This is a genomic window from Streptomyces sp. NPDC051322 (assembly GCF_040689485.1).
Lineage (GTDB): Bacteria > Actinomycetota > Actinomycetes > Streptomycetales > Streptomycetaceae > Streptomyces.
This window is the reverse complement of the sequence record NZ_JBFBAK010000002.1, coordinates 647132-671682: the sequence shown is the minus strand read 5'-3', so window position 1 is coordinate 671682 and position 24551 is coordinate 647132. Positions and strand designations below refer to the sequence as shown.

At 68.7% G+C, this 24551-nt stretch carries 25 protein-coding genes; 12 read left to right on the top strand and 13 right to left on the bottom strand.

Annotated features, from left to right (window positions below; genetic code table 11):
• Positions 1–3: 3 nt before the first annotated feature.
• Positions 4–774, bottom strand: a complete 771-nt coding sequence (locus tag AB0436_RS07175; RefSeq protein WP_366466698.1) for a hypothetical protein — start codon at positions 772–774, stop codon at positions 4–6.
• A 206-nt stretch (positions 775–980) separates the two neighbouring features.
• Between AB0436_RS07175 and AB0436_RS07170 the strand changes: the two genes are divergently transcribed.
• Positions 981–1439, top strand: a complete 459-nt coding sequence (locus tag AB0436_RS07170) for a DUF5990 family protein (RefSeq protein WP_366466697.1) — start codon at positions 981–983, stop codon at positions 1437–1439.
• Positions 1440–1465: 26 nt separating this feature from the next.
• On the opposite strand, the gene AB0436_RS07165 is transcribed toward AB0436_RS07170, so the two are convergent.
• Both AB0436_RS07165 and AB0436_RS07160 read right to left on the bottom strand, forming a co-directional pair.
• Entirely contained in the window at positions 1466–3832 is a 2367-nt protein-coding gene (locus AB0436_RS07165) for a glycosyltransferase (protein WP_366466696.1), read from the bottom strand.
• A 176-nt stretch (positions 3833–4008) separates the two neighbouring features.
• The gene (locus AB0436_RS07160) at positions 4009–4896 is read right to left on the bottom strand and encodes an SGNH/GDSL hydrolase family protein (RefSeq protein ID WP_366466695.1); all 888 of its coding nucleotides are present in this window, start codon (positions 4894–4896) and stop codon (positions 4009–4011) included.
• Between the two features lie 190 nt (positions 4897–5086).
• On the opposite strand from AB0436_RS07160, the gene AB0436_RS07155 reads away from it, so the two are divergent.
• Positions 5087–5560: a VOC family protein gene (locus AB0436_RS07155; protein ID WP_366466694.1), complete on the top strand. Its 474-nt coding sequence runs from the start codon at positions 5087–5089 to the stop codon at positions 5558–5560.
• A 75-nt stretch (positions 5561–5635) separates the two neighbouring features.
• Here AB0436_RS07155 and AB0436_RS07150 read toward each other — a convergent pair whose 3' ends face one another.
• Together AB0436_RS07150 and AB0436_RS07145 are read right to left on the bottom strand one after the other, a co-directional pair.
• Complete coding sequence (locus AB0436_RS07150) at positions 5636–6100, bottom strand: Clp protease N-terminal domain-containing protein (protein ID WP_366466693.1); 465 nt, start codon at positions 6098–6100, stop codon at positions 5636–5638.
• A 7-nt stretch (positions 6101–6107) separates the two neighbouring features.
• Entirely contained in the window at positions 6108–6311 is a 204-nt protein-coding gene (locus AB0436_RS07145) for a helix-turn-helix domain-containing protein (protein WP_366466692.1), read from the bottom strand.
• A 90-nt stretch (positions 6312–6401) separates the two neighbouring features.
• Between AB0436_RS07145 and AB0436_RS07140 the strand changes: the two genes are divergently transcribed.
• Positions 6402–6800: an ACT domain-containing protein gene (locus AB0436_RS07140; protein ID WP_366466691.1), complete on the top strand. Its 399-nt coding sequence runs from the start codon at positions 6402–6404 to the stop codon at positions 6798–6800.
• Between the two features lie 315 nt (positions 6801–7115).
• Here AB0436_RS07140 and AB0436_RS07135 read toward each other — a convergent pair whose 3' ends face one another.
• A complete protein-coding gene (locus AB0436_RS07135; RefSeq protein WP_366466690.1) occupies positions 7116–7934 on the bottom strand; it encodes a methyltransferase domain-containing protein in 819 nt (272 codons plus the stop codon).
• Positions 7935–8398: 464 nt separating this feature from the next.
• On the opposite strand from AB0436_RS07135, the gene AB0436_RS07130 reads away from it, so the two are divergent.
• On the top strand, positions 8399–9763 hold the full coding sequence (locus AB0436_RS07130) for an NAD(P)/FAD-dependent oxidoreductase (protein WP_366466898.1): 1365 nt from the start codon (positions 8399–8401) through the stop codon (positions 9761–9763).
• A 20-nt stretch (positions 9764–9783) separates the two neighbouring features.
• On the opposite strand, the gene ligD is transcribed toward AB0436_RS07130, so the two are convergent.
• The gene (ligD, locus tag AB0436_RS07125; protein ID WP_366466689.1) at positions 9784–10809 is read right to left on the bottom strand and encodes a non-homologous end-joining DNA ligase; all 1026 of its coding nucleotides are present in this window, start codon (positions 10807–10809) and stop codon (positions 9784–9786) included.
• A 74-nt stretch (positions 10810–10883) separates the two neighbouring features.
• On the opposite strand from ligD, the gene AB0436_RS07120 reads away from it, so the two are divergent.
• The 5 genes from AB0436_RS07120 (at position 10884) to AB0436_RS07100 (ending at position 16002) form a co-directional block, all read left to right on the top strand.
• Positions 10884–11957 carry an ATP-dependent DNA ligase gene (locus AB0436_RS07120; RefSeq protein ID WP_366466688.1) on the top strand — a complete coding sequence of 358 codons (1074 nt, stop codon included), beginning with the start codon at positions 10884–10886 and terminating at the stop codon, positions 11955–11957.
• A 159-nt stretch (positions 11958–12116) separates the two neighbouring features.
• Positions 12117–12986: a D-alanyl-D-alanine carboxypeptidase gene (locus tag AB0436_RS07115; RefSeq protein WP_366466687.1), complete on the top strand. Its 870-nt coding sequence runs from the start codon at positions 12117–12119 to the stop codon at positions 12984–12986.
• Between the two features lie 209 nt (positions 12987–13195).
• Entirely contained in the window at positions 13196–13660 is a 465-nt protein-coding gene (locus tag AB0436_RS07110) for a MarR family transcriptional regulator (RefSeq protein ID WP_366466686.1), read from the top strand.
• 303 nt (positions 13661–13963) lie between these two features.
• The gene (locus AB0436_RS07105) at positions 13964–14167 is read left to right on the top strand and encodes a cold-shock protein (RefSeq protein ID WP_030072012.1); all 204 of its coding nucleotides are present in this window, start codon (positions 13964–13966) and stop codon (positions 14165–14167) included.
• Between the two features lie 296 nt (positions 14168–14463).
• Complete coding sequence (locus tag AB0436_RS07100) at positions 14464–16002, top strand: DEAD/DEAH box helicase (RefSeq protein WP_366466685.1); 1539 nt, start codon at positions 14464–14466, stop codon at positions 16000–16002.
• A 69-nt stretch (positions 16003–16071) separates the two neighbouring features.
• Here AB0436_RS07100 and AB0436_RS07095 read toward each other — a convergent pair whose 3' ends face one another.
• Entirely contained in the window at positions 16072–16956 is an 885-nt protein-coding gene (locus AB0436_RS07095; RefSeq protein WP_366466684.1) for a glycoside hydrolase family 19 protein, read from the bottom strand.
• 197 nt (positions 16957–17153) lie between these two features.
• Here AB0436_RS07095 and AB0436_RS07090 point away from each other — a divergent pair, with 197 nt between their 5' ends.
• A complete protein-coding gene (locus AB0436_RS07090) occupies positions 17154–17930 on the top strand; it encodes an MgtC/SapB family protein (RefSeq protein ID WP_366466683.1) in 777 nt (258 codons plus the stop codon).
• A gap of 94 nt (positions 17931–18024) precedes the next feature.
• On the opposite strand, the gene AB0436_RS07085 is transcribed toward AB0436_RS07090, so the two are convergent.
• The 3 genes from AB0436_RS07085 to AB0436_RS07075 form a co-directional block, all read right to left on the bottom strand.
• The gene (locus AB0436_RS07085) at positions 18025–18225 is read right to left on the bottom strand and encodes an antitoxin (RefSeq protein WP_366466682.1); all 201 of its coding nucleotides are present in this window, start codon (positions 18223–18225) and stop codon (positions 18025–18027) included.
• A gap of 33 nt (positions 18226–18258) precedes the next feature.
• The gene (locus tag AB0436_RS07080; RefSeq protein ID WP_366466681.1) at positions 18259–18909 is read right to left on the bottom strand and encodes a DUF6629 family protein; all 651 of its coding nucleotides are present in this window, start codon (positions 18907–18909) and stop codon (positions 18259–18261) included.
• A gap of 88 nt (positions 18910–18997) precedes the next feature.
• The gene (locus tag AB0436_RS07075) at positions 18998–19696 is read right to left on the bottom strand and encodes a YoaK family protein (RefSeq protein WP_366466680.1); all 699 of its coding nucleotides are present in this window, start codon (positions 19694–19696) and stop codon (positions 18998–19000) included.
• Positions 19697–20000: 304 nt separating this feature from the next.
• On the opposite strand from AB0436_RS07075, the gene AB0436_RS07070 reads away from it, so the two are divergent.
• Both AB0436_RS07070 and AB0436_RS07065 read left to right on the top strand, forming a co-directional pair.
• A complete protein-coding gene (locus tag AB0436_RS07070; RefSeq protein WP_366466679.1) occupies positions 20001–20999 on the top strand; it encodes a PRC and DUF2382 domain-containing protein in 999 nt (332 codons plus the stop codon).
• 113 nt (positions 21000–21112) lie between these two features.
• A complete protein-coding gene (locus tag AB0436_RS07065; RefSeq protein WP_366466678.1) occupies positions 21113–21547 on the top strand; it encodes an SRPBCC family protein in 435 nt (144 codons plus the stop codon).
• A gap of 107 nt (positions 21548–21654) precedes the next feature.
• On the opposite strand, the gene AB0436_RS07060 is transcribed toward AB0436_RS07065, so the two are convergent.
• Both AB0436_RS07060 and asnB read right to left on the bottom strand, forming a co-directional pair.
• Positions 21655–22218 carry an ATP-binding protein gene (locus AB0436_RS07060; protein ID WP_366466677.1) on the bottom strand — a complete coding sequence of 188 codons (564 nt, stop codon included), beginning with the start codon at positions 22216–22218 and terminating at the stop codon, positions 21655–21657.
• Between the two features lie 229 nt (positions 22219–22447).
• Complete coding sequence (gene asnB, locus AB0436_RS07055) at positions 22448–24289, bottom strand: asparagine synthase (glutamine-hydrolyzing) (protein ID WP_366466676.1); 1842 nt, start codon at positions 24287–24289, stop codon at positions 22448–22450.
• Between the last annotated feature and the right edge of the window lie 262 nt (positions 24290–24551).

Sequence of the window (24551 nt, the reverse complement as noted above, 5' to 3'; positions counted from 1 at the left end):
CGATCAGCGCGGCGGTCCGGGATCGCGGGTGTGCCCGGCCGGGTCCGGGGCACCACCGATCAGCTCCTGGGCGCGGCGCCGGGGCCCGGCCCAGCGCCGGTCGTGCCGGAAGGCACGAAGAGCGGCCCGGGCACGGGTCCGGGGGCGGCGCCTGTACCAGCGCTTCGACCACACGGATCCCGGCTTCGCCAGCCGGATCGCCCCGATCAGGGCGACGAAGGGAACCACCGCACCGATCAGCGCGGTCCGCGGTTTCCCCTTGGCCAGCGCGATGAGGGCGAAACAGAAGTTCAGCAGCCCATCGACGATGATCGCAGCGCGGTTCTGCTTCTCCTGCGGGCTGACATCGTTGACTCCGAACGGCAGGAAACCGCCGAGCACCAGCGCCACCAGCGCCGCGGTGAGCACCACGATCTCGATGCTCTTGCGGCCCTGCTCGCTCCAGTACACGTCGTCCAGGTGGAGCAGCAGGGCGAATTCGTCGAGGACCAGCCCCGCCCCCGTACCGAACAGCACGGCGCAGACCGAGGCTCCGACACCGAACATACCGCTGGTCACCGCGCCGAAGCCGCCGACGACCACCAGCACGACTCCGGGAACCACGTGATGAACATGGAGCCCGCCGGGTGACACATTACGGAACGGTCCATGCCCCGCTCGGATGAGACGAGCGATGGTGCGAGCGATCAGAAATGACAGAACGAACGAGATGAGGGCCAGCAGCAGCGGCAGTTTGCCCGGCTCAACGATGTTTCGGTGCAGCCAGTGACCCATCCCGACCCTTTCGTTCCGCCCCGTAAAGGGGCAACTTATCCGGTCGGTGCGCCTGACGGCCCGCACGGCATGAGCGGCGCCACCACATGGCACGACGTCGGGCCCGTGCAGGCGCCCGGTCAGCGATGCGGCAGGTGCACGCCGATCCGTCCGCCCCGAAGGGTGGTGCGTGATGGCCGGCCGGGCGGTGGCCCGACAATAGCCTCATGCAGATCCGTATCGAGGCGTCCGCCCTCCCGGGCCGCACCTGTGCCGCCACCGACTTCGCCGATGCCGACGACATCCACGTGGGCGTCCAGGCCAGGAACCGACCGGACGAGGTGATCGGCCTGCATTCCGGGGACAGCGCGTCCGCCGCCTGGACCCTGGACTGCACGGTCACCACTGACGCTGGGGACGTCGCCCTGACGGGGCCCTACGTCCAGAACCGTCTGGGCGGCCGGTTCGTCTACCTCTCCTGGGTCACTCTCGACGGGAGCGGACGCCCCGTCATGTTCCGCCGGGCCAAGCTGATGCTCGACGCCGTGCCGCCCGAGGTGCTCGACGCCGCCGTGTGGTCGGGCCGCCTCACCGGGAGGCTGCGACTCACCGATGCCCGTGGGCAGCCGGTGTGCGCCTCGGTGCGGCCGCCGCGGATCACCTGGTCGGCCGAGCCGCCCGAGTGACAGCTGCTATCAGTCTTACTTCCGCATCAGGTGATCCGCATCGTCGACTCATAGCTCCGTCCGCCCACCGTGAGCTCGAAGCGGGCCGTCGCACCGGCACGCCGAAGCTGCTGCATCCCGACCCCGAAGACTGCGCTGAAAGACGGCCACTGGTCGGTGTTCCGCTCCGTCCCCTGCGCCGTTGGCGTGGGGGACGGGGACATCGGGGTGACAGCGGCCCGGTGTGAGGCGCCTCCGCTCTCCGTCAGGACGAGATCCAGCCGGCCGTTCTGAAAGTTCTGCAGTCCGATGCGCCCCCGGACGACAACTTCGCGGTCCGCGCCGCCGCGCCCGACCTGCGAGATAAGCACCTGTGTCCCCGGCGTGAAGTGATGCTCCCCGCTGTGGATGACCGCATAATTGTGGGCGGTGACGACGGGCGTGATGAAACCGAGGTCTCCCTGAGAGCCAGTGAGAATGTGGGTGCGCCACAGATCGCGCGGGTCGATCGTGTCCGCCGCCCTGAGCCGCCCGTCCTGCACCAGACCGGGGGCCGCCAGCCGAAGGAACACGTCCCACACGCCGCCGGGCAGCGGCGCGCCCGCGTACACGTTCAGCGGATCAAGCGCCGCAGAAAACGCGAGGGCCTCGCGCGGCTCTGGCGTCACCACCTGTTGCGGTGCGAACCGAGTGTCGACGGCGACCTCGTGGCCGTCGCCACGGCGTCTGAGAAACACCTGGGCTTGGAAGGGAGACCCCGGAGCGTTCTCCATCCACCCCGTGCCCCGCAGATACAGAACCCCCTCGGTCCAGAACTCCTCAAGAACCTGGGCCCGGGTCGGCACGGTGTGGAAGGTGCCGCCGATATCCAGGCTCAGCTTCCCGCCCTTGGTGCGGTAGGCAACTGCGCTCTCGCGATGCTCGTGCAGCGCCTGGGGCCGCGACGCCAGACTCGCCGGCGCGGCCAGTCGGGTCTCCCTCATCACCCCCTGTGCCTCAACCTGGATGTGCAGATCCCACACACCGTCCGGCAGCGCGCCGTCTTGCCCCATGTGGTCCAGATCCAGCTCCGCCTCCCATCCGGACAGCCCGTAGTCGTGTCGTCCCGCACCATGCTTTTCGGTCAGCTGCGGGGTCGCGGTGTGCCGGACTGCCACGGTCCGTTCACCGTCCCCGCCCCGCTCCCGCAGCACCAACCGGGTCGCCATGTCACGGGTGTCGATCATCGGGATGAACGCTGCGCCCGCTATCCGTAGCAGCCCGTCTGACCAGCACACGACCGACACGCTCTGCTTGATCTTGAGCCGGTCCGTGACGTCGTACGCCGCGTCAGGTACCCGAGCGGCCGGATCACGGAAGTAGGGGAAGTCCCTCCGGTACGCGCGACCGCCTTCCAGTACCAGATCCGGCGTGCCGGGCGCGGTGTACCGGGCCAGTTCGGGCAGCAGCTGATCGTTCCCCGTCATCAGCACGTACAGCTGGAGCCGGGTCAGGGCGGACAGTTCCGGCGCCATCGATTCGTCCCAGTAGGAATGGCACAAGGCCCGGCAACGGGCCGTCACTTCGGCCCGGTCGGCCATGTCCTGATCCCGGATGAGCGACAGGAGCAGCGCCTTTTCGATCAGGGAGCGGAAGTGACGCGCGAGCATACGGCGACGGCCCAGCGGATCGGTCACCCGCTCGGCGACCAACGGCATCACCCGCTCGAAGACCAGCATCCGATCGTTGGGAGCGCGCCGCCGGGATGTCAGGTTCGTGCCACCGTCCAGGGCGCGGAGGAAGTAGCAGTCGTAGTCACCGACCACGGAGATCACCTGAGCCGCCAGGAACGCTTCAGTGACGAAGATCTGGTCCTCGCCCAGCCAGAGGTCCTCCGGGAAGCGGATCCCGGCCTCCTCGATGAGAGACCGCCGGAAGAGCTTCATCGGCAGCAGCGAGCGGTACACCTCGGAGGTGTAGAGATCCACCCGCTCGGCGTGCCGGTAGGCCTGCGGGGCCGAGCCACGGCCCACTCCCACCACTTTGGCGACGACGACATCACTGTTCTGGGCTTCAGCCATCGCCACAAGCCGCTCCAGGGCCTCCGGGCCGAGGTAGTCGTCGGGATCCGCGATGAACACGTAGCGGCCACGGGCGAGGTCGAGCCCGCGGTTGCGCGGCTGACTCGGGCCACCGGAATTTGCCTGGTGCACGACCCGCAGTTGGCGGTAGAGGCTCGCCAAGCGGTCCAGTTCCGCCGGACTCCCGTCGGTCGAACCGTCGTCCACCAGCACGATCTCGAGCCGGTCCAGACCGATGGACTGATGCAGCAGCGAGTTCAGGCACTCCGTGAGATAGGGCATGGCGTTGTACACGGCCATGACCACGGAGACATCAGGAACCGCACTGACGGCAGACGTACCGACTTCAGACATCTTCAGCGCTTTCGGCTAGGAGAAGAAACGATAAGTTACCAAGCTCCTGCCTTTTACGGCTAAGGACACTTTCCGCCCCTGCGGACATCTCGGGAGGCACTGTGACAAAAGACCGGCCGACGCCCGTTCGATGGCGCCGGCTGAGTCCTCTGCCGGGGTGCGGAGACCGACCGCGATCAGAACTTTCTGAGGAAGGTGTCTGCGATCACCTGGTAGCCCGTGTCGTTGGCATGGATGTCACCGCGCGCCATATTGGTCCACTGCAGTATGCGGGCGACGTTCAGCGGCACCTTCTGGCCGTTGAGCGACGTGAGCGGCAGGAAGGAATTGGTGCGGAAGGCTGCGGCGACGTCGGCGGTCGGCACGCCGTGGGCGGCGTCAGTCAGGCCGATGGTGGCGTTCAGCGCGTCCCCCAGCGGCACCGAGAGCGCAGCGGCCGTCCGTCCCTGGGACCCCGTCAGCCACGCTGCCAGGTAGGGGTCGTAGAGGTTCATGCCGACGATCCGGGTGTTCGGGCCGGCGACAGCCTTCAGGCGGTCCAGGATCGTGTCGAGCCCCGTACGGACCTTGCCTATCCCGGTCACGGTGCATCCGACATCGATGGCGCCACCGGTCATACAGCTGTCGACATCATTGGCGCCGATGTCCAGGGTCACGACGGTCCGGTCGTCGTGATGGGCGCGCAGGAAGCCGACGGCCTCGGCCAGTTGCGAGTCGGTGTACGGGTGGGGGTACGGGCAGCCACCGTTGATCATGGAGCCGGTGGTCTCACCGGGACAGCCGAGTCCGACGAAGTCGAACGGCCGGCCGGCGGTCGAGGCCCGGGCGGACAGCGTACGGGCGATGTCCTGTGCGTAACCGCGGCCGGTCACGTGCCCCCCGCCGGGCAGCGTCTGATAGCCGGCGGCCAGCGAGTCGCCCAGCGCCAGGTAGTAACGCGGGGGTTGGTGCGGCGACGCGGCGTCCGACGCCGAGGCGGATGTCTCGGTACCGAACAGCGCCACGGCGGCGAACAGCGCCGTCGTCAGGGCGATCCGGGCGGGTCTGAGCAGTGCTGCGCGCATGGAGCCTCCAGCGGTGTCGGGTGGAGAACCCCGTTGACGCTACTGCCTGGTAGCCACGGTGAGTAGATTCCGGACCGGACTACTCGAAGCGTCTCGCGCGTCCGTGCTGTTCCTCGCGATGAGTTTCCGGCGGCCCGGGAGTCGGAACAGATGACGGACCGTATTCCCGACAACGGCAGGAGAGAGTGCCATGCCCCGGATCACCCCCAACCTCTGGTTCGACACCGAGAGCGAGGAGGCCGCCCACTTCTATGTGTCGGTCTTTCCCAACTCGAAGATCAAGAACATCACCTATTACGGAGAGGCCGGTCCCCGTCCGGCCGGCATGGTGCTGACCGTCGACTTCACTCTCGACGGCCAGGACTACATCGCGATCAACGGTGGGCCGCAGTTCACCTTCGACGAGGCGATCTCGCTGATGATCACCTGTGCCGACCAGGAGGAGGTGGACCGCTACTGGAGCAAGCTCTCCGAAGGCGGCGAGGAGGGCCCGTGCGGATGGCTGAAGGACAAGTACGGTTTGTCCTGGCAGGTCGTCCCGGACGGGATGAACGACCTGCTGGGCGACCCGGACAATGCCCGCGGTCAGCGCGCGATGAAGGCGATGCTCGGAATGAAGAAGATCGACATGGCGGCGCTTCAAGCAGCCGCCGACGCAGCCTGACCACGCGCGGCCGGCTCCGTGGTCCCCGGCACTCCGCCCGGCGGGCACGGACCGGGCGACCCGAGTGACGCGGTCTCAACGCTGCCGGATGCGCTCACGCACGGCAGCGCGGTCGATACCCAGTTCTCCCATCAGTTCCGCCGCCGGATCGGGTCGCTCGCAGTCGAGGAGCGCGAGCAGCAGGTGCTCGGACTCGATCCGGCGGTTGCCGCTCTTCCGCACCTCGGACAGGGCGCGTGGAAACACGGAGCGCGCACCGGAGGTCAACGGGGTCCGCTTGCGCGAGGCAGGAATCCGCGGCCGCTCGATGCCATCGACCTCGATGCCGATCGCGGCCAGCGACGACCTGTCGAGGGCGTCGAGCGCGGTGCGTGCGTCCTCCAGGCCGACGCCCAGCGACCGGACGGCAAACGATTCGGGCTCGTACAGCACCCCCAGGAACAGGTGCTCGGTGCCGATACGGCGATCGCCGCGCAGCTGGGCTTCTTCCAGGGCCGAGGAGACGACCGCGCGGGCTCCGGTTGCGAATTGTTCGAACATGGCTCTCTCACTTCCCGTGTTTGGTGTGTGCGGACTGCCGTGACACGCCCAGGGCGTCCCCGATCTGCTCCCAGGACCAGCCCTGCTGTCTGGCACGGGCCACCGAGGCCGCTTCGACCTGCTCGGCCAGTCGATGCAGGGCTCCTACCGCGCGCAGCCCCACCGCCGGATCGTGGGACCTGAGGCGTTCTTCGAGATCTCCGGTTTCCATGATGTCAGGCTAGCCTGACACCCAGATTTGCGTCAACGCAGCCTGACATGCCGCGCAAATCAGCCCCCGGAGTGAAGTAGCCTCAGAGCCATGAGCGGCGAGAAGGACCTGCGGAAGCTGCTGAGCCGCATGGGTCCCGAACTGCACGAGGGCCGCTACGTCTTCACCACGGTCACCGCCGCAGTACCGGCCGGCGTCACGCCGGTGGTGACGGTCCGCGAACCGGAGGGCCTCACGCTGGTCACCACAGCGGAGGAAGCAGACTCGGCGGGACTGAGTTACGGCTATGTGGCGGGCTGGATCACTCTGCGTGTCCACTCGGCGCTGGAAGCGGTGGGCCTCACCGCGGCCGTCGCTCAGGAGCTCGCCGCCTCGGGACTCAGCTGCAATGTCGTCGCCGGATACCACCACGACCACTTGTTCGTCCCACACGAGCGGGCAGCGGACGCGGTCGCGCTCCTGCAGGAACTGGCGCTACGGTCCCACTGACGTCCGCCCCGTCCGGCGGTGTGCGCGACGGGGCGGACGGGGCTTCAGGCGGGCGGCATCCGCCGGGTGGTGCCAAGACGGCTGTCGCGGGCGGGACCTCGGTGGCATCCGCGTCCTGTTCCGCGCCCGTGGCCACGCCGGGCGTCAGCGGCGCAGCCGGCCCGCCGTCGACGTCGTGGGAACCACGGCTGTTCTCCGTGGTGGCCTCGACCTCGGCTTCTACCGGCAGCCCGAGGTTCTGCTGCGGCAGGTCCAGGACGGTCAGGCGGATGTCATAGCTGCCGTGAAGGGGAGTTCCGGTCGGCACGGGGAGGGTCAGCGGGGGCGGCGGGCGATCACGCCGAACAGGGTGACCGACATGTGCAGCGCGCCGCGTCCCGCTGCCGCGGTGAGGTCCGCATACAGCCGGTCCCGCTGCTGCTCCGTGATCAGTCCGCGGCGCAGAGCCTGCTCGCCGAGCATCCGGACGAGCGGCCAGTTGACCTTCCCGGGGTCCTGGATGAGTGCCTGGGAGCCGATGTCCTGGGTCTCGAGTCCGGTGGCGGCCAGTTGCCCCACCAGTTTTCGCCCGGCATGCGGATTGGCGGCCGCCGAGAGGGCGCCACCTGTCAGGGCGCTCACCACGTCCGGCTCGCCGGGGTAGAGGATCGTGGTGGCCCAGTCGGTGTCGAGCAGCGCGACCCGCCCACCCGGCCGCAGCACCCGGGCGATCTCGGCCGCCGCTCGGTCCGGCTCGCTGAGATGCTGGAACACCCGCTCGCACCAGACCACATCGGCGTCCGCGTCATCGACCGGAAGCGCGACCGCGTCGCCGTCGACGAAGCGGGCCGTGCTGCCCGCATCCGCCGCCCGCTGCGTGGCGAGCGCCCGCAGCCCGGGGTGGGGTTCCACGCCGACCGCGTCGCCGCTCGATGTCACGGCGGCGGCGAGCACCCGGGTCTCCGAACCCGTCCCGGCTCCGATGTCCAGCGCCCGTTCACCGGGCCGGGCAGCGATCCCGCGATGCGCCCAGTCCCGCAGCCGCCGCACTCCTGCGGCCGACGCCTGGGCGTCCAGCGCGCCGGCCAGCCGGTCGGCCGGCGAAGCGTTCAGGTTGTCCGCGTGGAACGGCGAGGTCGGCCGTGAGTCCCCCATGCCGACCACTGTAGAGCCGACCGAGTCCGGCTGCCTGCGCCGGACGGACCCGGTAGGCAAGCGCGGTTGCGTGCCAACGCCTGCCCGGGTGTGTTGACCTGCGTCGCAAGCCCGTTGCCCGACCGGCGGCGCGCTGGGGCGTTCATTTCTCCGTGACCGACGATCAGCGGAACGCCCCAGTCGGGCGGCGAGCACGGCCGGCCCGAACACCAGCCCGCTGAATGGCAGCCGCCCGCTCGCGCCGGTGACCGGTGCGAGCCCTCGTCATATCCGTATCACTCATGGGTGCCAAGTACGTCCGGAGAACCGGCCCTGATCCCGCCCCGGGCGCGGCGTCGACGGGCTCGGCCGCCGCATTCAGCAGGCGAACTCGCGACCGGCCCGGGAAGATGGTCTGTGGCATGCAGCGGTTAGTGGGCAGGCGGGTGGAGACGACCGTGCAGACCCGAGAAGGGACGAACACCGTGGGACGACCCAGGATTCTCGTAGTGGGCGCCGGCTTCGCCGGAGTGGAGTGCGTACGCCGCCTCGAACGGAAGCTTTCCGTGGGAGAAGCGATGATCTCGCTGGTGGCGCCGTTCTCCTTCCAGCTCTACCTGCCGTTGCTGCCGCAAGTCGCGTCCGGCGTGCTCACTCCGCAGTCGGTCGCGGTTTCGCTGCGCCGGAGCCAGAAGCACCGCACCAGGATCATCCCCGGCGGCGCGATCGGAGTGGATACGAAGGCGAAGGTCTGCGTCGTCCGGAAGATCACCGGTGAGATCGTCAATGAGCGATACGACTACATCGTGCTGTCACCCGGCAGCGTCACCCGGACCTTCGACATTCCCGGCCTCGTCGACAACGCGATCGGGGTGAAGACGCTTGCCGAGGCCGCGTACATCCGCGACCACGTGATCGAGCAGCTGGACCTCGCCGACGCGAGTCATGACCCGAACGAGCGGATCTCCCGGCTGCAGTTCGTCGTGGTCGGCGGCGGATACGCGGGCACCGAGACCGCCGCCTGTCTGCAACGACTGACCTGCAACGCAGTGAAGCACTACCCGCACATCGATCCCAAGCTGATCAAATGGCACCTGATCGACATCGCCCCGAAGCTGATGCCCGAGCTGGGGGACAAACTCGGGAAGAGCGCACTGCACATCCTTCGGGAGCGCGGTATCGAGGTGTCGCTCGGCGTGTCGATCGCCGAGGCGGGGCCCGACAAGGTGACGTTCACCGACGGCCGGGTGCTGCCGTGCCGCACGCTGATCTGGACGGCGGGCGTGGCGGCGAGCCCGCTGATCGCCACGCTCAACGCCGAGACGGTGCGCGGCCGCCTGGCCGTCACGCCCGAGATGACGCTGCCCGGCAGCGACGGTGTCTTCGCGCTCGGCGACGCCGCAGCGGTCCCCGACCTCGCCAAGGGGGACGGCGCCGTGTGTCCGCCGACCGCCCAGCACTCGATGCGTCAGGGCCGGAAGATCGCCGACAACATCATTGCCTCGCTGCGCCACCGGCCGCTGCAGCCGTATGTGCACAGGGACCTGGGCCTGGTGGTGGATCTCGGTGGCCGGGACGCCGTTTCGAAGCCGCTCGGCGTCGAACTGCGCGGGGCCTCCGCGCAGGCCGTTGCGCGCGGCTACCACTTGGGGGCGTTGCGGACGAATGTCGCGAAGACCCGGGTGATGACCAACTGGATGATCAATGCCATCGCCGGCGACGATTTCGTACGCACCGGGTTCCAGGCTCAGCGGCCCGCGACCCTGCGGGACTTCGAGTACACGGATGCCTACCTGACTCCCGAGCAGGTGCGCGAGCACACCGCTTCCATGGCAGCCGGAGACAACTGACGCGGCAGACAACTGACGGCTCACGCCCCGGGTTCCGCCTTGTGCCTGGCACGGCTCGGCTGTACGCGGGTGGGCTCGCCCGGCATCTTCGGATGCTCGGGGGGGTACGGGAGGTCGCCGAGGCCACCGTCCCGCTCCTGCCGGTCGGCGAGTTCGATGAGGGCGTCCAGACGGAAGGCATGGTCGTCCATGTCAACGTGGACGTCACCCCGTGCGGCGAAGCGCACGGGCATGGAGGCGATGTCGAAGTCGGCGGGTGCCGCGGTGTCCAGTTCCTCCCAGCACAGCGGCGCCGAGACCTGCGCACGGGGATGGGCGCGGACCGAGTAGGCGGAGGCGATCGTACGGTCTCGCGCCGTCTGGTTGTAGTCGACGAAGATGCGCTCTCCCCGCTCCTCCTTCCACCATGCCGTGGTCACCCGTCCCGGCATGCGCCGCTCCAGCTCGCGACCGCAGGCGATGGCGGCGCGGCGCACCTCGGTGAACGTCCACCGGGGCTCGATCGGGACGAAGACATGCAGTCCGCGCCCGCCCGATGTCTTCGGCCAGCCCCGCAGTCCGCCGAACTCGTCCAGCACCGAGCGGAGTTCATGGGCCGCACGCCGCGCGTCGGAGAAGTCCGTGCCCGGCTGTGGGTCCAGGTCGATACGCAGCTCGTCGGGATGGTCCAGGTCGTGACGGCGTACCGGCCAGGGGTGGAAGGTGAAGGTGGCGAACTGTGCGGCCCATACCACCGCGGCGGCCTCGGTGGGACAGAACTCGTCCGCGGTACGTCCGCTGGGGAAGCTGATGGTGCTGGTGGGGATCCAATCCGGGTGGTTCTTCGGGGCACGCTTCTGGAAGAAGGATTCGCCCGCCAGGCCCTCCGGATAGCGCTCGAGGGCGGTGGGGCGGTCCCGGAGCGCACGGATGATGCCCTCGCCGACAGCGATGTAGTACTGGGCGAGATCCAGCTTCGTGAAGCCCCGTTCCGGAAAGTAGATCTTGTCGGGGCTGGACAGACGTACGGTCCGCTCCCCCACTTCGAGTTCCACTGCTGCGCCCATGCGCGTCACGGTAGGCGCCGCGCACCCACTTCGCATATCGGGCGCGCAGCGCTGTACGGCAGCAGAATCAAGCCATGGAACTACCGGTGATGCCACCCGTGAAGCCGATGCTCGCCAAGTCCGTGAAGAGCATCCCGCCCGGCATGCAGTACGAGGGCAAATGGGACGGCTTCCGGGCGATCATCTTCCGGGACGGTCCGGACATCGAGCTGGGCAGCCGGACAGGAAAGCCGCTGACCAGGTACTTCCCCGAACTGGTCGACGCGCTGCGGAAAAACCTGCCGCGGCGGTGCGTGCTGGACGGCGAGATCGTGATCGCTCGCGAGGGGCGGCTCGACTTCGACGCGCTCACCGAGCGGATTCATCCCGCGCAGTCCCGGGTGAAGCTGCTGGCCGAGCAGACCCCGGCCTCCTTCGTGGCGTTCGACCTGCTGGCCCTGGGGGACGAATCCCTGCTGACGGTCGGCCAGGCCGACCGGCGGGCCCGGCTCGTGGAGGCGCTGGAGACTGCCCGGACACCGGTGTTCGTGACCCCCGCCACCACGGATGCCGCGCTGGCCGAGGAGTGGTTCCACGCCTTCGAGGGTGCCGGTCTCGACGGTGTGGTCGCCAAACCGCTGGATCTTCCCTACCGGCCGAACGAACGGTCGATGTACAAGATCAAGCACGAGCGGACCGCGGATGTGGTGGTCGCGGGCTACCGCTTCCACAAGAGCGGCCCGGTCGTCGGGTCCCTGCTGCTCGGTCTGTACGACGCCGGAGGTGTGCTTCAGCACGTCGGCGTCTGTGCGGCCTTTTCGATGAGTCGCCGGAAGGAACTGATCGAGGAGCTGGAGCCGCTGCGGATGGATACCGTGGCCGACCATCCCTGGGCCGCCTGGGCGGAGGAGGCGGCTCACGAGGCGGCACGGCTGCCGGGGGCGCCGAGCCGCTGGAGCGGGAAGAAGGATCTGTCGTGGGTTCCGGTACGTCCGGAACGGGTGCTCGAGGTCGCCTACGACCATCTGGAGAACGGCGCACGGTTCCGGCACACCACGCAGTGGCGCCGGTGGCGACCCGACCGGACCCCGGAGAGCTGCACCTACGCCCAGTTGGAGGAGCCGGCCGGGTATGCGCTGCCGGACATCCTCGCCGGCGGCACCTCCTGACGGGCCACTCCTGACGGGCCGCCACCGCCGACGGAAAAAATATCGCAATGCCGTACATCCATCAGCCTCTCTCGTGCGTCTCATGGGGAAGCGCCACGTCCACGTGGCCGCACAATCGGGGCATTTGGAGTATTCGACTTGATCACCGGCATCAAAGGCATGCGTCGCGTATCCACGGTCGTCATCACCGGGGGGGCCGTCCTGGCCGCCGGGGCATTCGCCGCCCCGGCCCGGGCCGCCACGCTCAAGACGCCCACGATCGTCGCCAAGGGCGGCTTCGTGATGAACAACGGTACGGGGAAGACCCTCTTCACCAAGGCCGCGGACACCCGTCGTTCCACCGGCTCCACCACCAAGATCATGACGATCAGGGTGGTGCTCGCGCAGAAAGACCTCAATCTGGACTCCAAGGTCACGGTCCAGAAGGCGTACAGCGACTACATCGTCTCCAAGAACGCGTCGTCGGCCCATCTGATCGTCGGGGACAAAGTAACCGTCCGTCAGCTTCTCTACGGCCTGATGCTCCCCTCGGGTTGTGACGCGGCGTACGCGCTGGCCGACAAGTTCGGCAGCGGCTCCACCCGGGCCGCACGGGTGAAGTCGTTCATCGGGAAGATGAACACGACCGCCAAGAGCCTCGGCTTGAAGAACACGCACTTCGACTCGTTCGACGGCATCGGCAGCGGCGCGAACTATTCGACGCCGCGGGACCTGACGAAGCTGGCGAGCAACGCGATGACGTACTCGGCGTTCCGTACGGTCGTGAAGACGAAGTCGACCAAACAGAAGGTCACCACGAAGAGCGGTGGCTACCGCTACATGTCGTGGACCAACACCAACACCCTGCTGGGCAGCTACTCGGGCACCATCGGCGTCAAGACCGGCTCCGGTCCTGAGGCCAAGTACTGCCTGGTCTTCGCCGCCACCCGGGGCGGCAAGACGGTCATCGGTACGGTTCTCGCGTCCTCCTCGGTGGCCAACCGCACCGCGGACGCGAAGAAGCTGATGGACTACGGCTTCAAGAAGTAACCGCCCGGGACGGTCTTCGGCCCTGCCCATGACCGTCCGGTCGTGGACAGGGCCGAAGCTCTCTCGTCGCGGGGGCCGCCCCCGCGACGGACCCGACACTGCTTGCAGGCGCCGTCTATCCCATACGCGGTATAGTGCTGTACGCGTTACGCTGTGGGCTCCCCGGTTTTCCGACCCGCCCCGCAGAGCTCTTGTCGCAGGAGGCACTGATGACCGCAACCGATCCGGCGCTGACCGCCCTCGCACAGGGTTGGTGCGCACTGTCCTTGCTGCACGGCCGGATCGAGACGCACATCGAACGCCGCCTGCAGGCGCAGCACGGGCTGAGTGTGCGCGAGTATTCGCTGCTGGACGTGCTCAGCCGGCAGCACGACGACGACGGCGGCCATCTCCAGATGAAGCAGGTCGCCGACGCCGTGGTGCTCAGCCAGTCCGCGACGACCCGGCTCGTCACCCGGCTCGAGGACCGGGGGCTGTTGTCCCGGTACCTCTGCCCCACCGATCGGCGCGGCATTTACACCAACGTGACCGAGACGGGCCTGGAACTTCTGGAGCAGGCCCGCCCCACCAACAATGCCGCCCTGCGCGCCGCGCTGGACGAGGCGGCCACGCATCCGGAACTCGCCCCGCTGGTTCGGGCCGTCGAAGCAGTACGGCCCGCGGCCGGCTGCTGATCCGCGCCTGCGCAGCGGAATTTCTATTTCTCCGAGTGCAGAAATAGACCCGGGAGGACGGAAGATCCGGTACACGACGCACCGCGGCAGGAATGCTTGCCGTGCCGACCGGTCCTCAGCGTGCTAGTGTCGTCACTAGTTGCAGTTGTGGTTCCCAAAGACTTCAAGTGCTCTCGTCGACTTTATGCGTCGATGAGCGCACTTTTGTATTTCCGGAGCATTCCGGATGGGGCAATCATCTCAGTGACGCGAGGCTCGCACAGTGCGGTCCTCCGGGCATTTTGCCCTGAAGGAGTGTTTGACATGGCAACTGGCACCGTGAAGTGGTTCAACGCGGAAAAGGGATTCGGCTTCATCGAGCAGGAGGGTGGCGGCGCTGACGTCTTCGCCCACTACTCGAACATCGCCGCCCAGGGCTTCCGCGAGCTCCAGGAAGGCCAGAAGGTGACCTTCGACGTCACGCAGGGCCAGAAGGGCCCGCAGGCGGAGAACATCGTCCCTGCCTGACGCGCGACACGCAGCTGGGGCCCGCACCTTGGGGTGCGGGCCCCAGCTCGTTGTATTCCCCGGATCGCCTCCGGCCGCCATTGAGGGCCGCGGAAGGCACATCCGAGTCACAAGCCAGCATCTCCGCCGCCTTTGCATGGCAGGCGATGCTGGCCATTTCAATGTGTACGGCCCGGCGCTTCCGCAGAACGTCCGGCCTGGATTTCATTTTTGCTTCGGCTCGTTCTTGCGATTCTTCGGCCCTTACCCACCCTGCCGGGAATTCCTCGATACGTGCCACGTCGAGGAGGTTCCGTATGGACCGCACAGGGCGCACGAACGATCGATATTCACGGACCCGTACCGGCGGCGGCGCCGGCCGGGGTGGCTTCCGCTCGCAGGGGCAGAACCGCTCAGGAGCACCCAGCCGTTCGGGAGGCCCGAGCCGTACCGGCGGCCGCGGCCGCCGGCCCGCTGCGCCACAGGGCGAGTTCGCGCTGCCGGTCACCCTCACCCCCGGGTTGCCGCCGGCGGACAGCTTCGCCGAGATGGAGCTGCCCGCCGAGCTGCTGACGACACTCACCGGTCTCGGCATGAACGAGCCGTTCCCGATCCAGTCGGCCACCTTGCCGAATTCGCTGGCCGGTCGCGACGTGCTGGGCCGTGGCCGCACCGGATCGGGCAAGACGCTCGCCTTCGGTCTGGCGGTGCTCAGCCGTACGTCCGGGCAACGCGCGCAGGCCCGCCGGCCGCTGGCGCTCGTACTGGTCCCCACCCGGGAACTGGCCCAGCAGGTCACCGACGCGCTCACCCCGTACGCCAGGACGCTGCGGCTCCGGCTGGCCACCGTGGTCGGTGGCATGTCGATCGGCAGGCAGGCGAGTGCGCTGCGGGGCGGGGCCGAGATCGTCGTGGCGACCCCGGGGCGGCTCAAGGACCTCATCGAGCGGGGGGACTGCCACCTGGACCGGGTCGCCATCACGGTCCTCGACGAGGCCGATCAGATGGCCGACATGGGGTTCATGCCGCAGGTCACCGAGCTCCTCGACCAGGTGCGCCCGGACGGTCAGCGGATGCTCTTCTCGGCCACGCTGGACCGCAACGTCGATCTGCTGGTCCGCCGCTATCTGCACGATCCGGTGGTCCACTCCGTCGATCCCTCGGCAGGCGCGGTCACCACCATGGAGCACCACGTCCTGCACGTCCACGGGGCCGACAAGTACGCGACCACCACGGAAATCGCCGCGCGGGACGGCCGGGTGCTGATGTTCCTGGACACCAAGCACGCCGTCGACCAGCTCACCAAGCACCTGCTCAACAGCGGTGTACGAGCCGCCGCACTGCACGGCGGCAAGTCCCAGCCCCAGCGCACCCGGACGCTCGCCCAGTTCAAGACGGGTCACGTCACGGTCCTGGTGGCCACCAACGTGGCGGCCCGCGGGATCCACATCGACAACCTCGACCTGGTGGTGAACGTCGACCCGCCGAGCGATCACAAGGACTACCTGCACCGGGGCGGACGCACCGCGCGCGCCGGAGAGTCCGGGAGCGTGGTGACCCTCGTACTGCCGAATCAGCGGCGCGAGATGAGCCGGCTGATGGCCGATGCCGGGATCACACCGCGCATCGCGCAGGTGCGCTCCGGAGAGGCCGAGTTGAGCCGGATCACCGGCGCCCAGGCTCCGTCCGGCGTGCCGGTGACCCTCTCGTCACCGGTCACCGAGCGGGCCAAGGGCAGCTCCGCGTCGGCCCGTGGCCGGCGCAGCGGTCCGGCGCAGGCCCGTCGTGCCTCCGGTTCCCCGCGGGGCCGCTCGGGCAACCCGCCGCAACGGCCCTCGTTCAGGGACGTCGCCTGACAGTGCGGATGCGGGCGGGCGGGGAGCTTCTTGCGGCTCCCCGCCCGCCCGCTTCCGGTACCGACCGCGTCAGCAGCTCAGGTTCGAGCCGGCGGTGGTCCCCAGGATCTGCACGAAACGCTGGTAGTTGTCGATCCGGCTCTGCACCTGGGCGGGGTTGCCGCCGTCACACTCGATGCTGCCGTTGATGCTGCGGATGGTCTGTCCGAATCCGGCGCCGTTGACCATGGCGTCGTGCGGGGTCATCGTGCCGGGGCCGGTCTGGGTGTTCCAGTACCAGAGTCCGGTCTTCCAGGCCACCGCCGAGTCGGTCTGCACCAGACCCGGGTTGTTGAGCAGGTCGATGCCCAGGGCGTCCCCGGCGGCCTTGTAGTTGAAGTTCCAGCTGAGCTGTATCGGGCCGCGGCCGTAGTAGGCGGCCGTGCCGGCCGGGCATCCGTAGGGCTGGGACGTGTCGCAGTAGTGCGGGTAGTTGGCGGTGTTCTGCTCGACGACATAGACGAGCCCGCCGGTCTCATGGCTGACGTTGGCCAGGAACGCGGCCGCTTCCTGCTTCTTGACCGTATCGCTTCCGGTGGTGGCGAAAGCGGGATAGGCGCTCAGTGCCGCGGTCAGTCCGCTGTAGGTGTAGAAGGAATTGCGGTTCGGGAACATCTGGTTGAACTGGGCTTCGCTGACCACGAAACCGGAGCTTGTCGGCGGCTCGGTGCTGCCGCCGCCACAGGACCCCTGGTCCGCCCAGACGTCCGAGGACCCGGGCCTCTCGTTCTGGGTCCACCATTTCGCGGACCAGTTGTGCCCGTTGTAGGAGGCCACCAGGCCGCCGGTGTACACGGAGGAGGAATTCCATGCGGTGGCACAGGTCGCCGCCGATGCCGATGTCATGGGCAGGAAGGCGGCGAGTCCGATGGCCGCCGCCAGGGCGGTGAGAAGAGCCATGATGCGTCGTGACACGTGAGCACTCCTTCGCGGCGGCGCATCGGCAGGATGATGGCCGCCTGTGGGGGTGCAGGCACTTAAGCGCCCCTGGTCTGAACCTGTCAAGGTCTAGACCACACACTGATGCACGGCGAACTGCTCCGGTGGCGCTTGCGGATCGATGCCGACCAGGATGAGGCTCGATATGGTGTGTCCGAGGTTTGGAGGCCCGCTTGCACGCTCTCGCCCTGCCTCTGTTTGATCCCGGCGCGGGTCAAGGAGTACGTCAGTTCGCCGAACTCGGCTTGGCGTTGCTGCTGTCCACCCTGATCGGGGCGGAACGTGCGACCAAGCAGAAGAGTGCGGGGCTGCGCACGCACACCCTGGTCGGCGTCGGCAGCGCCTTGTTCATGGAGGTGTCGCAGCACGGCTTCAACGGGGTTCTCGGTCTCGACAACGTCTCCTTCGACCCGTCACGGGTCGCCGCGCAAGTGGTCTCCGGCATCGGCTTCATCGGCGGCGGCCTCATCTTCGTGCGCCGGGACGCCGTACGGGGGCTGACCACTGCGGCCACGGTCTGGCTCACCTGTGCCATCGGCATGGCCTGCGGTGGAGGCCTGCCGCTGCTGGCCATCGGCGTCACTCTGGTGCACTTCGTGGTGGCGCAGGGATACCCCTGGGTGACCCGGCGGATCCCCGCCATCGCGACGGCCGAACAGACCAGGCTGCATCTCGCCTACCGGGTCGGCACGAGTGTGCTGACCCGGATCCTCGAGCACACCACCACCGAGGGATTCCAGGTGCTGCAGGTCAGGGTGGACCGCCCGGACCGGAAAACGCCGCCGGACAGCGGGCACCGGCGCGACGAGGATGACACCGTCTCGGCCGGTACCGTGTTCGTCCAGCTGGATATCGAGGGCACCGCCAGCGTCCACCGACTCGTCGCGGAGCTTTCCGAGTTCGACGATGTACTGAGCGTCTCGTCCATCAAGGACGAAATCGCCGACTGATCCGGTGCCCGTGGGCGCGCGGACGCAGCGACGCCGGGTGGTGGAGCCCGCGATGGGGCTCCACCACCCGGCGTCGGTTCGCATCACAGCACGGTCAGGGCTGGGAGGGACCGCCCTGGCCCTGGTCCCGCTCCGAGTCGATCCGGTTCTTCAGCTGGTCCTGAGCGGTGTCGACCTGGCTGCTGTACTTGCTCTGGGTCCTCTCGTCGGCAAGATCACCCGCCTTGTCGACGCCCTTTCCGGCCTGGTCCTCATGGCCCTTCATCATCTGCTTCAGCTTGTCCATCATGGACATGTGTCAGCCTCCTCTTTCCCCACTCCTCCAGGGTCACCGCACTTCACTCGCTTCGCATCCGGACGCACCCGGTCCCCGCGGTTCCCGCCGCACCCAGCGCAGCATCAGCACCGCGGAAACGGCCGCGAACGCACACCACGTGGAAGCGAACTCGAGGCGCCACAGCAGAAAGCAGATCACCGCTCCGGACGCCATCACAGCCCCGCACAACCGCAGCAGGGAGTCCCCCGCGAGCACCAGCGAGCCGACGGTGGCGAAGAGGTAGCCCACGATCAGCAGATACGGCAACGGCAGGTGAAGCGCATAGCCGACGGTGTGACCACGCACTTCGGCAGTCACCGGCCTACCGGCCAGGCAGCCCGAAAGGACCGCCGCGACGGCGAGCCCCGCAGCCGCGGGCCACCAGAGGCGGCGCCTGGCGGTCGGCGGGGCGGCGAGCAGCACGCCGAGCGGCACCCACACGGCGAGCAGGGGCAGCGCGATCACGGCCCAGGCCGTGACGGCCGGGCCACTGCCACCCGCGGAGCGCCAGACGGCCGACTCGATGACCTGATGGACGCCCAGAAGCAAGGGAAGCGCCGCGAGCGGCAGGTCCCTGCGCCGGCGCACCGGCACCAGGCAGGCAATTCCGATCGCGGCGATTCCGGCGCCCGCCGCGAGGTCGGCTGTCGCACTCCAGCACATGGCGCCTCCTGGGACCGGTCCAACACTGTCGCGCCTGCCCCGGCGCCCGCCGCGGGAACCGGCGGGCACCGGACCGGCGGCGGACCGCTCATCGCCGACGCCGTTCCGCCACCAGGGCGACCACCACCGCCGCAGCCGTCAGAACCGGGGGCGGACATGCGGCCCAGGCCGGCGTCCAGGTGTGCAGCGCCGCCGCACCGACGGCGCCCACCATCAGTGCGGCGAGCCGGAAGGCAGCGACGCCGCTGCCCGACGGATACGTCAGCAGATTGCTCAGGGTGCTGGTGAAGTACGTCGTCGGCGCGCCCTCCGGGCCGGCGGCGAGCATCGCACCGGTCTGCAGTCCCATCGCCACGGCCAGCACGGCGATCAGGACGGCGCGTCCGACGCCGTCCGGATGCCCTCCGACCGCCGCCCAGGCCACGCCTACGCCGGCCAGCACGACAGTGTCGGCGGCGAGGCAGGCGTACACGCCCCCGTCCCACCTGCCCGGACCGGCCCTGCCGCCGGACCCGGCAGCGCCGTCGGCCGCCTTGCCCACTCGGCAGATCCGTCCCGCGACGATCACGGCGATCGAGAAGCCCGCGAGGGCCACCAGCGGGAACCCGGCATCCCCGGGGGAGCGGCTGCCGAGAGCGATGGCAAGCAGGATGAGGTTGCCGGTCATCACCCCGGCGAAGACGTGCCCCAGCGCGATGAACGCCAGCGCGTCGACCGACCCCGAGGCGGCTGCGAGCAGGGCCAGTGCCGTGGCGCGCGAAAGCCGTGCTGTGCGTGTGCTGGTCAAGATCAGCCTCCGAGCCCATGCTCGCCGCCGGCAGCGGACAGCACAACGCCACAGACGGCGCTCGTCCGGATGGCGCAACCACCACAAAACCTCACTGATTCGCCCGAATGGCGTAAGAAGCACATAACGGCGCAAGATGGTTGAACAGGGGGCACGAGCGCCCTCCTCGCGCCATGCGGCAGCCGACCGAGCCAGCCCTTGGTTGCCGGGAGGCGGGATCGAGCACCCGATGGAAGGACGCGCGATTCCCCGGGCGGGGGCCACCCGACCCCCTGCCGGACCACGCACAAGGGAGTGATCACTGATGGCAGCCGACTTCCGTAGCCCCGATGAGCTGACCGGCCTGACGGTCTATGACGTCGCCGGGGACAAGATCGGCGGCGTCGAGCAGGTCTACCTCGACGACCAGAGCGGTACCCCCGAGTGGGCCACAGTCAAGACCGGCCTGTTCGGCACCAAGGAAACCTTCGTCCCCCTCGAAGGCGCCCGGCGTGAGGGCGATGCCCTGCACATCCCGCACGCCAAGGAACTCGTCAAGGGCGCCCCGCGCCTGGAGGCCGAACAGCACCTCGACCTCGCGCAGGAACAGGAACTCTACGAGCACTACGGGCTCAGCCGGCCAGGTCGTCCCAGTGGTGCCCCCGGCGTCGGTGACAGGCGCCCCAGCCGGCCCATGCACGGCAAGGCAGCAGACACCGCAGGCACCCGTGACGCGACGAGCGGCATGGAGGAGACCGGCATGCGCGGCGGCCGGACCACCGGAACCGGCGGCATGTACGGCGGCGCTGCGGGCACCGGAACGGCTGCCGGGTCCGGAGCGGCAGTCGGGGCCGGTACACCGGTCGGAGCCGGGGCGGGCACCCGCGGCACCCAGGACCTGACCGGGAAGGCAGCCATCCAGGAAGAACTCATACGCTCCGAGGAGCAGCTGCGGGTCGGCACCGAGGAGCACGAGTCGGGCCGGGCGCACCTGCGCAAGGTCGTCGTGACCGAGAACGTCACCACCACCGTCCCGGTGAGCCACGAAGAAGTCCATCTGGTGCGCGAACCGATCAAGGACGGGGACCGTACCGCTGCGGAACGTGCGCGCATCGGTGAGGCCGAGACCGAAGTGGTGCTGCACGCCGAGGAACCCGTCATTCGCAAGGAGGCTGTCGCCGTCGAGCGTGTACACATGGAGACCCAGAAGGTCACCGAGCAGCAGGAAGTCTCCGCCGACCTCCGCAAGGAGCAGATCGAGTACGACGACGGTCGGCGCGAGCAGCTGCGCGACAGGAAGAAGGGCCCCGGCCCCGGCCGCTGACGGGACGACCCCGGACAGCACTTCACGGCTTCACGCCACCGGCAGAACGAGGGCGGTGTGTCTCCACCGGGAGACGCACCGCCCTCGCCCGCGAGTGCCCCTAAGGTCATCCTGTGGCTCTCTTCCGTGTCGAACGCTCCGCCGTGCTGTCTGCACCCGAGGCATGGCGCCGGCTCACCCGGTGGGAGCTGCACGCCGCGCCGGTACCACTGACCAGGATCACCGTCATCGGCCCCGGGGCCACTGGAGTGGGCGTCCGGTTCGTGGCGCACACCGGGCTCGGTCCGGTGGGATTCGACGACCTGATGGAGGTCACCCGCTGGGAGCCGCCCCGGCCCGGCCACTCGGGCATGTGCCGTCTGGAGAAGCGCGGCCGGGTGGTGCGCGGCTGGGCCGAGATCGAAGTGCACCCGGCTGCCCCGGGCTGTCGCGTCGTATGGCGCGAGGAACTGCGGATCATCTGGCTGCCCCGGATCTTCGACGCCCTCGCCGCGGGAGCGGGACGGCTGCTGTTCGGGCGGGTCATGAGCCATCTGCTGCGCGGATGACCGCCCCGCACCACCACACGTGCCCCGCGCAGCTCGACAGGCCTGCGCAGGGCACGGTGGGAACGGGCGCGGGGCCGGCGGCGGGAGCCACGGACCGCAGGAGCGCACTAGGATCTGCCCGCCTCCACGAGTTCCGCGAAGTGCACGTCCTCTGCTGCGAACTGCGCGTCTTCGGTACGCCGTTGGGGCAGCGCGGGCTTTTCGGCCTCCGCGGCCGCACGGGCGGCGGTGGCGGCGAACGGCTTGGGGGTACGGAGGACGCGCGGACGACCGGTGCCGGCCTGGGCGCGAAGGGTGAACCAGACGACCTTGCCGTCCGCGGTGGCCTGGGTGCCCCAGCTGTCACTGAGGGTGGCGACCATGGGCAGCCCACGACCGGTGGTGACGAGCGGGCTCGCACCCCGCAGCCTGGGCAACCGCGGGCAGGCGTCCAGCACGGCCGCGGTCAGGTTGCGGCCGGTCCAGCGGAGTTCCAGCGTGCAGTGCTTGTCCTCACCCGCGTGCAGATGGACGTTGGTGAGAAGCTCACACACGCCCAGGCTGACAGGCTGGATCAACTCTTCCAGCTGCCAGTGGCGAAGGTGGGCTGCGACGATGCGCCGGACCTGCGGCACTCGGGTGGGAGTTGCTTCCAAGTCCAGTACGTACTCGCGATGAACTTCAGTGATCACGACTGCGTCTCCTCATCAGGGTGAGCGGCGCTGGGCCGATCTCACCTCGTCTGACATGACAGCCCCGAGGACACCGAAAGTAATCGGGTGAACACACTTTGACTGGAACAAGCGTCCCCCCACGCGGGTGAATTCGCAACGCGCAGCCCGTCGGCCCGCCTCCACCTGGGCTTTCTCGGACCGGTCGGCGGTGGGCGGCCGCCATCCCGGCCACCCACCGCCACCGCGTTCAGGAGAGGATCAGCTCCGGCGTGTAGAGGTCCAGCCAGAGCGCCAGGTCCAGGGTGCGCTCCAGACCGCGGCGCGAGGCCTGGGTGATCTGTGGTACCTCGCGTTCGGCTGCACGGCGCACCCTGGCCCGGTCAACGAGCTCGAAGACCGGATGGGACGGGTTGGCGAGCAGGTCCTTGGCATGCTCCTGGAGGGCGATCGCGTACTTGGGGTCCTGGGTGGAGGGGTAGGGGCTCTTCACCCGGTCGTACACCGACTTCGGCAGCACGTCCGCCGTGGCCTCCCGCAGCAGGCTCTTCTCCCGGCCGTCGAAGGACTTCAGCGACCACGGAGCGTTGTACACGTACTCGACCAGCCGGTGGTCGCAGAACGGCACGCGTACCTCGAGGCCGACCGCCATGCTCGCCCGGTCCTTGCGGTCGAGCAGCACCCGGACGAAGCGGGTCAGGTGCAGATGGCAGATCTTCCGCATGCGGTACTCGAAGTCGCTCTCCCCGGTGAGCCGTGCGATGCCGCTGACCGCGTCGGCGTAGCTGTCAGCGAGGAACGACGGCAGGTTCAGAGCGGTGCTCAGTTCCGGGCGCAGCACGTCGGCGTCGTCACCGAAATGCCGGGCGAAACGCACCAGCCACGGAAACATGTCGGCGTTCCTGGCTTCCTCGTCGAAGAACTGCAGATAGCCGCCGAAGACCTCGTCGGCCGACTCGCCGGAGAGCGCCACGGTGGACTGTTCCCGGATCGCGCGGAAGAGCAGATACAGCGAGGCGTCCATGTCACCGAATCCCATGGGCATGTCCCGTGCGGTGATCATCTTCGCGCGCACGGCCGGGTCGGCCAGCGCATTCGAGTCGAGGACGATGTCCCGGTGGTCGGTGCCCGAAGCCGATGCGACGTCGTGCACGAACGGGGTATCGGGGGTGGTACGCAGTTCGTCGGCGACGAAGTTCTCCGCCTGGCCCACGAAGTCGACCGCGAAGCTGCGGACCGTCTCACCGGATGCGGCGAGCTTGCGCGCCGCCAGCGCGGTCATGGCGGATGAGTCCAGGCCACCGGAGAGCAGCGTGCAGCGCGGCACGTCGGAGACCAGTTGGCGCTCGACGATGTCCTCGAGGAGTTCACGCACCCTGGCGATCGAGGCGTCCCGGTCGTCGGGGTGCGGCCGGGTCTCCAGCGACCAGTAGACATGTCGGCGCAGGCCGCTGTGGTCGACGGTCACGATGGTGCCCGGTTCGACCTCGTGCATGCCCTCCCAGAAGGCATGACCGGGCGTCTTGACGAAGGCGAACAGCTCGCGCAGTCCGTCGAGTCCGACCCGGGCGCGGGCCAGCGGATTCGCGAGGATGGCCTTGGGCTCCGAGCCGAACAGCACTCCGTCCGGGGTCGGGTAGTAGTAGAAGGGCTTGATGCCCATACGGTCGCGGATCATCACCAGTTTCTGGCTGCGTCCGTCCCAGACCGCGAAGGCGTACATGCCGTTGAGCCGTTCGGCGACGGCCTCGCCCCACTCCAGGTAGCCGTGCAGCACGACCTCGGTGTCGGATTCGGTGGTGAAACGGTGGCCTCGGCCCGTGAGTTCACGACGCAGCTCGGTGAAGTTGTACGTCTCCCCCGAGTAGACGACGGCGAGCGGGCCCTGTGGTGTCTGAACCTCCATCGGCTGACGTCCGCCCGGCAGGTCGATGATGGCCAGGCGGCGGTGGCCGAGTCCCACCGGGCCGCTGATCCAGGTACCGCGGTCGTCGGGACCGCGGCAGGACATCGTCTCCGTCATCGCGTCCAGCGTCGCGGCTTCCCCGCGGATGTCACGGTCGTAGGAGACCCAGCCGGTGATGCCACACATGTGTTTCCTCCTGCTTCCGATCGCAGGCCCGACGCGCCGACGCCCTGCGGTGACCGCGTATCTGCGGGCGAACGAGGCGCCCCGACCCAGATCGTTGTAGTCAGCACCTATATGGCGAGCCTGAGTCATCCGACCGGGTCGAGTCAACGCACCCCCGGTGCGTCGTACCGCCGCAACCTGGGTGTTTCGGCCGCCGGGCGGCGATCGGCACGGCGCACCCGACACGGGCCCCCCGGGCATGGCCGGTCCGCACCGACCGGCG

What these genes read in the sequence shown, in the direction of transcription:
- AB0436_RS07165 (WP_366466696.1), bottom strand. Translation starts at nt 3,832, where the DNA reads ATGTCTGAAGTCGGTACGTCTGCCGTCAGTGCGGTTCCTGATGTCTCC.
- AB0436_RS07170 (WP_366466697.1), top strand. Translation starts at nt 981, where the DNA reads ATGCAGATCCGTATCGAGGCGTCCGCCCTCCCGGGCCGCACCTGTGCC.
- AB0436_RS07140 (WP_366466691.1), top strand. Translation starts at nt 6,402, where the DNA reads ATGAGCGGCGAGAAGGACCTGCGGAAGCTGCTGAGCCGCATGGGTCCC.
- AB0436_RS07150 (WP_366466693.1), bottom strand. Translation starts at nt 6,100, where the DNA reads ATGTTCGAACAATTCGCAACCGGAGCCCGCGCGGTCGTCTCCTCGGCC.
- AB0436_RS07070 (WP_366466679.1), top strand. Translation starts at nt 20,001, where the DNA reads ATGGCAGCCGACTTCCGTAGCCCCGATGAGCTGACCGGCCTGACGGTC.
- ligD (WP_366466689.1), bottom strand. Translation starts at nt 10,809, where the DNA reads ATGGGCGCAGCAGTGGAACTCGAAGTGGGGGAGCGGACCGTACGTCTG.
- AB0436_RS07080 (WP_366466681.1), bottom strand. Translation starts at nt 18,909, where the DNA reads ATGTGCTGGAGTGCGACAGCCGACCTCGCGGCGGGCGCCGGAATCGCC.
- AB0436_RS07110 (WP_366466686.1), top strand. Translation starts at nt 13,196, where the DNA reads ATGACCGCAACCGATCCGGCGCTGACCGCCCTCGCACAGGGTTGGTGC.
- AB0436_RS07100 (WP_366466685.1), top strand. Translation starts at nt 14,464, where the DNA reads ATGGACCGCACAGGGCGCACGAACGATCGATATTCACGGACCCGTACC.
- AB0436_RS07135 (WP_366466690.1), bottom strand. Translation starts at nt 7,934, where the DNA reads ATGGGGGACTCACGGCCGACCTCGCCGTTCCACGCGGACAACCTGAAC.
- AB0436_RS07105 (WP_030072012.1), top strand. Translation starts at nt 13,964, where the DNA reads ATGGCAACTGGCACCGTGAAGTGGTTCAACGCGGAAAAGGGATTCGGC.
- AB0436_RS07115 (WP_366466687.1), top strand. Translation starts at nt 12,117, where the DNA reads ATGCGTCGCGTATCCACGGTCGTCATCACCGGGGGGGCCGTCCTGGCC.
- AB0436_RS07155 (WP_366466694.1), top strand. Translation starts at nt 5,087, where the DNA reads ATGCCCCGGATCACCCCCAACCTCTGGTTCGACACCGAGAGCGAGGAG.
- AB0436_RS07120 (WP_366466688.1), top strand. Translation starts at nt 10,884, where the DNA reads ATGGAACTACCGGTGATGCCACCCGTGAAGCCGATGCTCGCCAAGTCC.
- AB0436_RS07145 (WP_366466692.1), bottom strand. Translation starts at nt 6,311, where the DNA reads ATGGAAACCGGAGATCTCGAAGAACGCCTCAGGTCCCACGATCCGGCG.
- asnB (WP_366466676.1), bottom strand. Translation starts at nt 24,289, where the DNA reads ATGTGTGGCATCACCGGCTGGGTCTCCTACGACCGTGACATCCGCGGG.
- AB0436_RS07085 (WP_366466682.1), bottom strand. Translation starts at nt 18,225, where the DNA reads ATGTCCATGATGGACAAGCTGAAGCAGATGATGAAGGGCCATGAGGAC.
- AB0436_RS07160 (WP_366466695.1), bottom strand. Translation starts at nt 4,896, where the DNA reads ATGCGCGCAGCACTGCTCAGACCCGCCCGGATCGCCCTGACGACGGCG.
- AB0436_RS07175 (WP_366466698.1), bottom strand. Translation starts at nt 774, where the DNA reads ATGGGTCACTGGCTGCACCGAAACATCGTTGAGCCGGGCAAACTGCCG.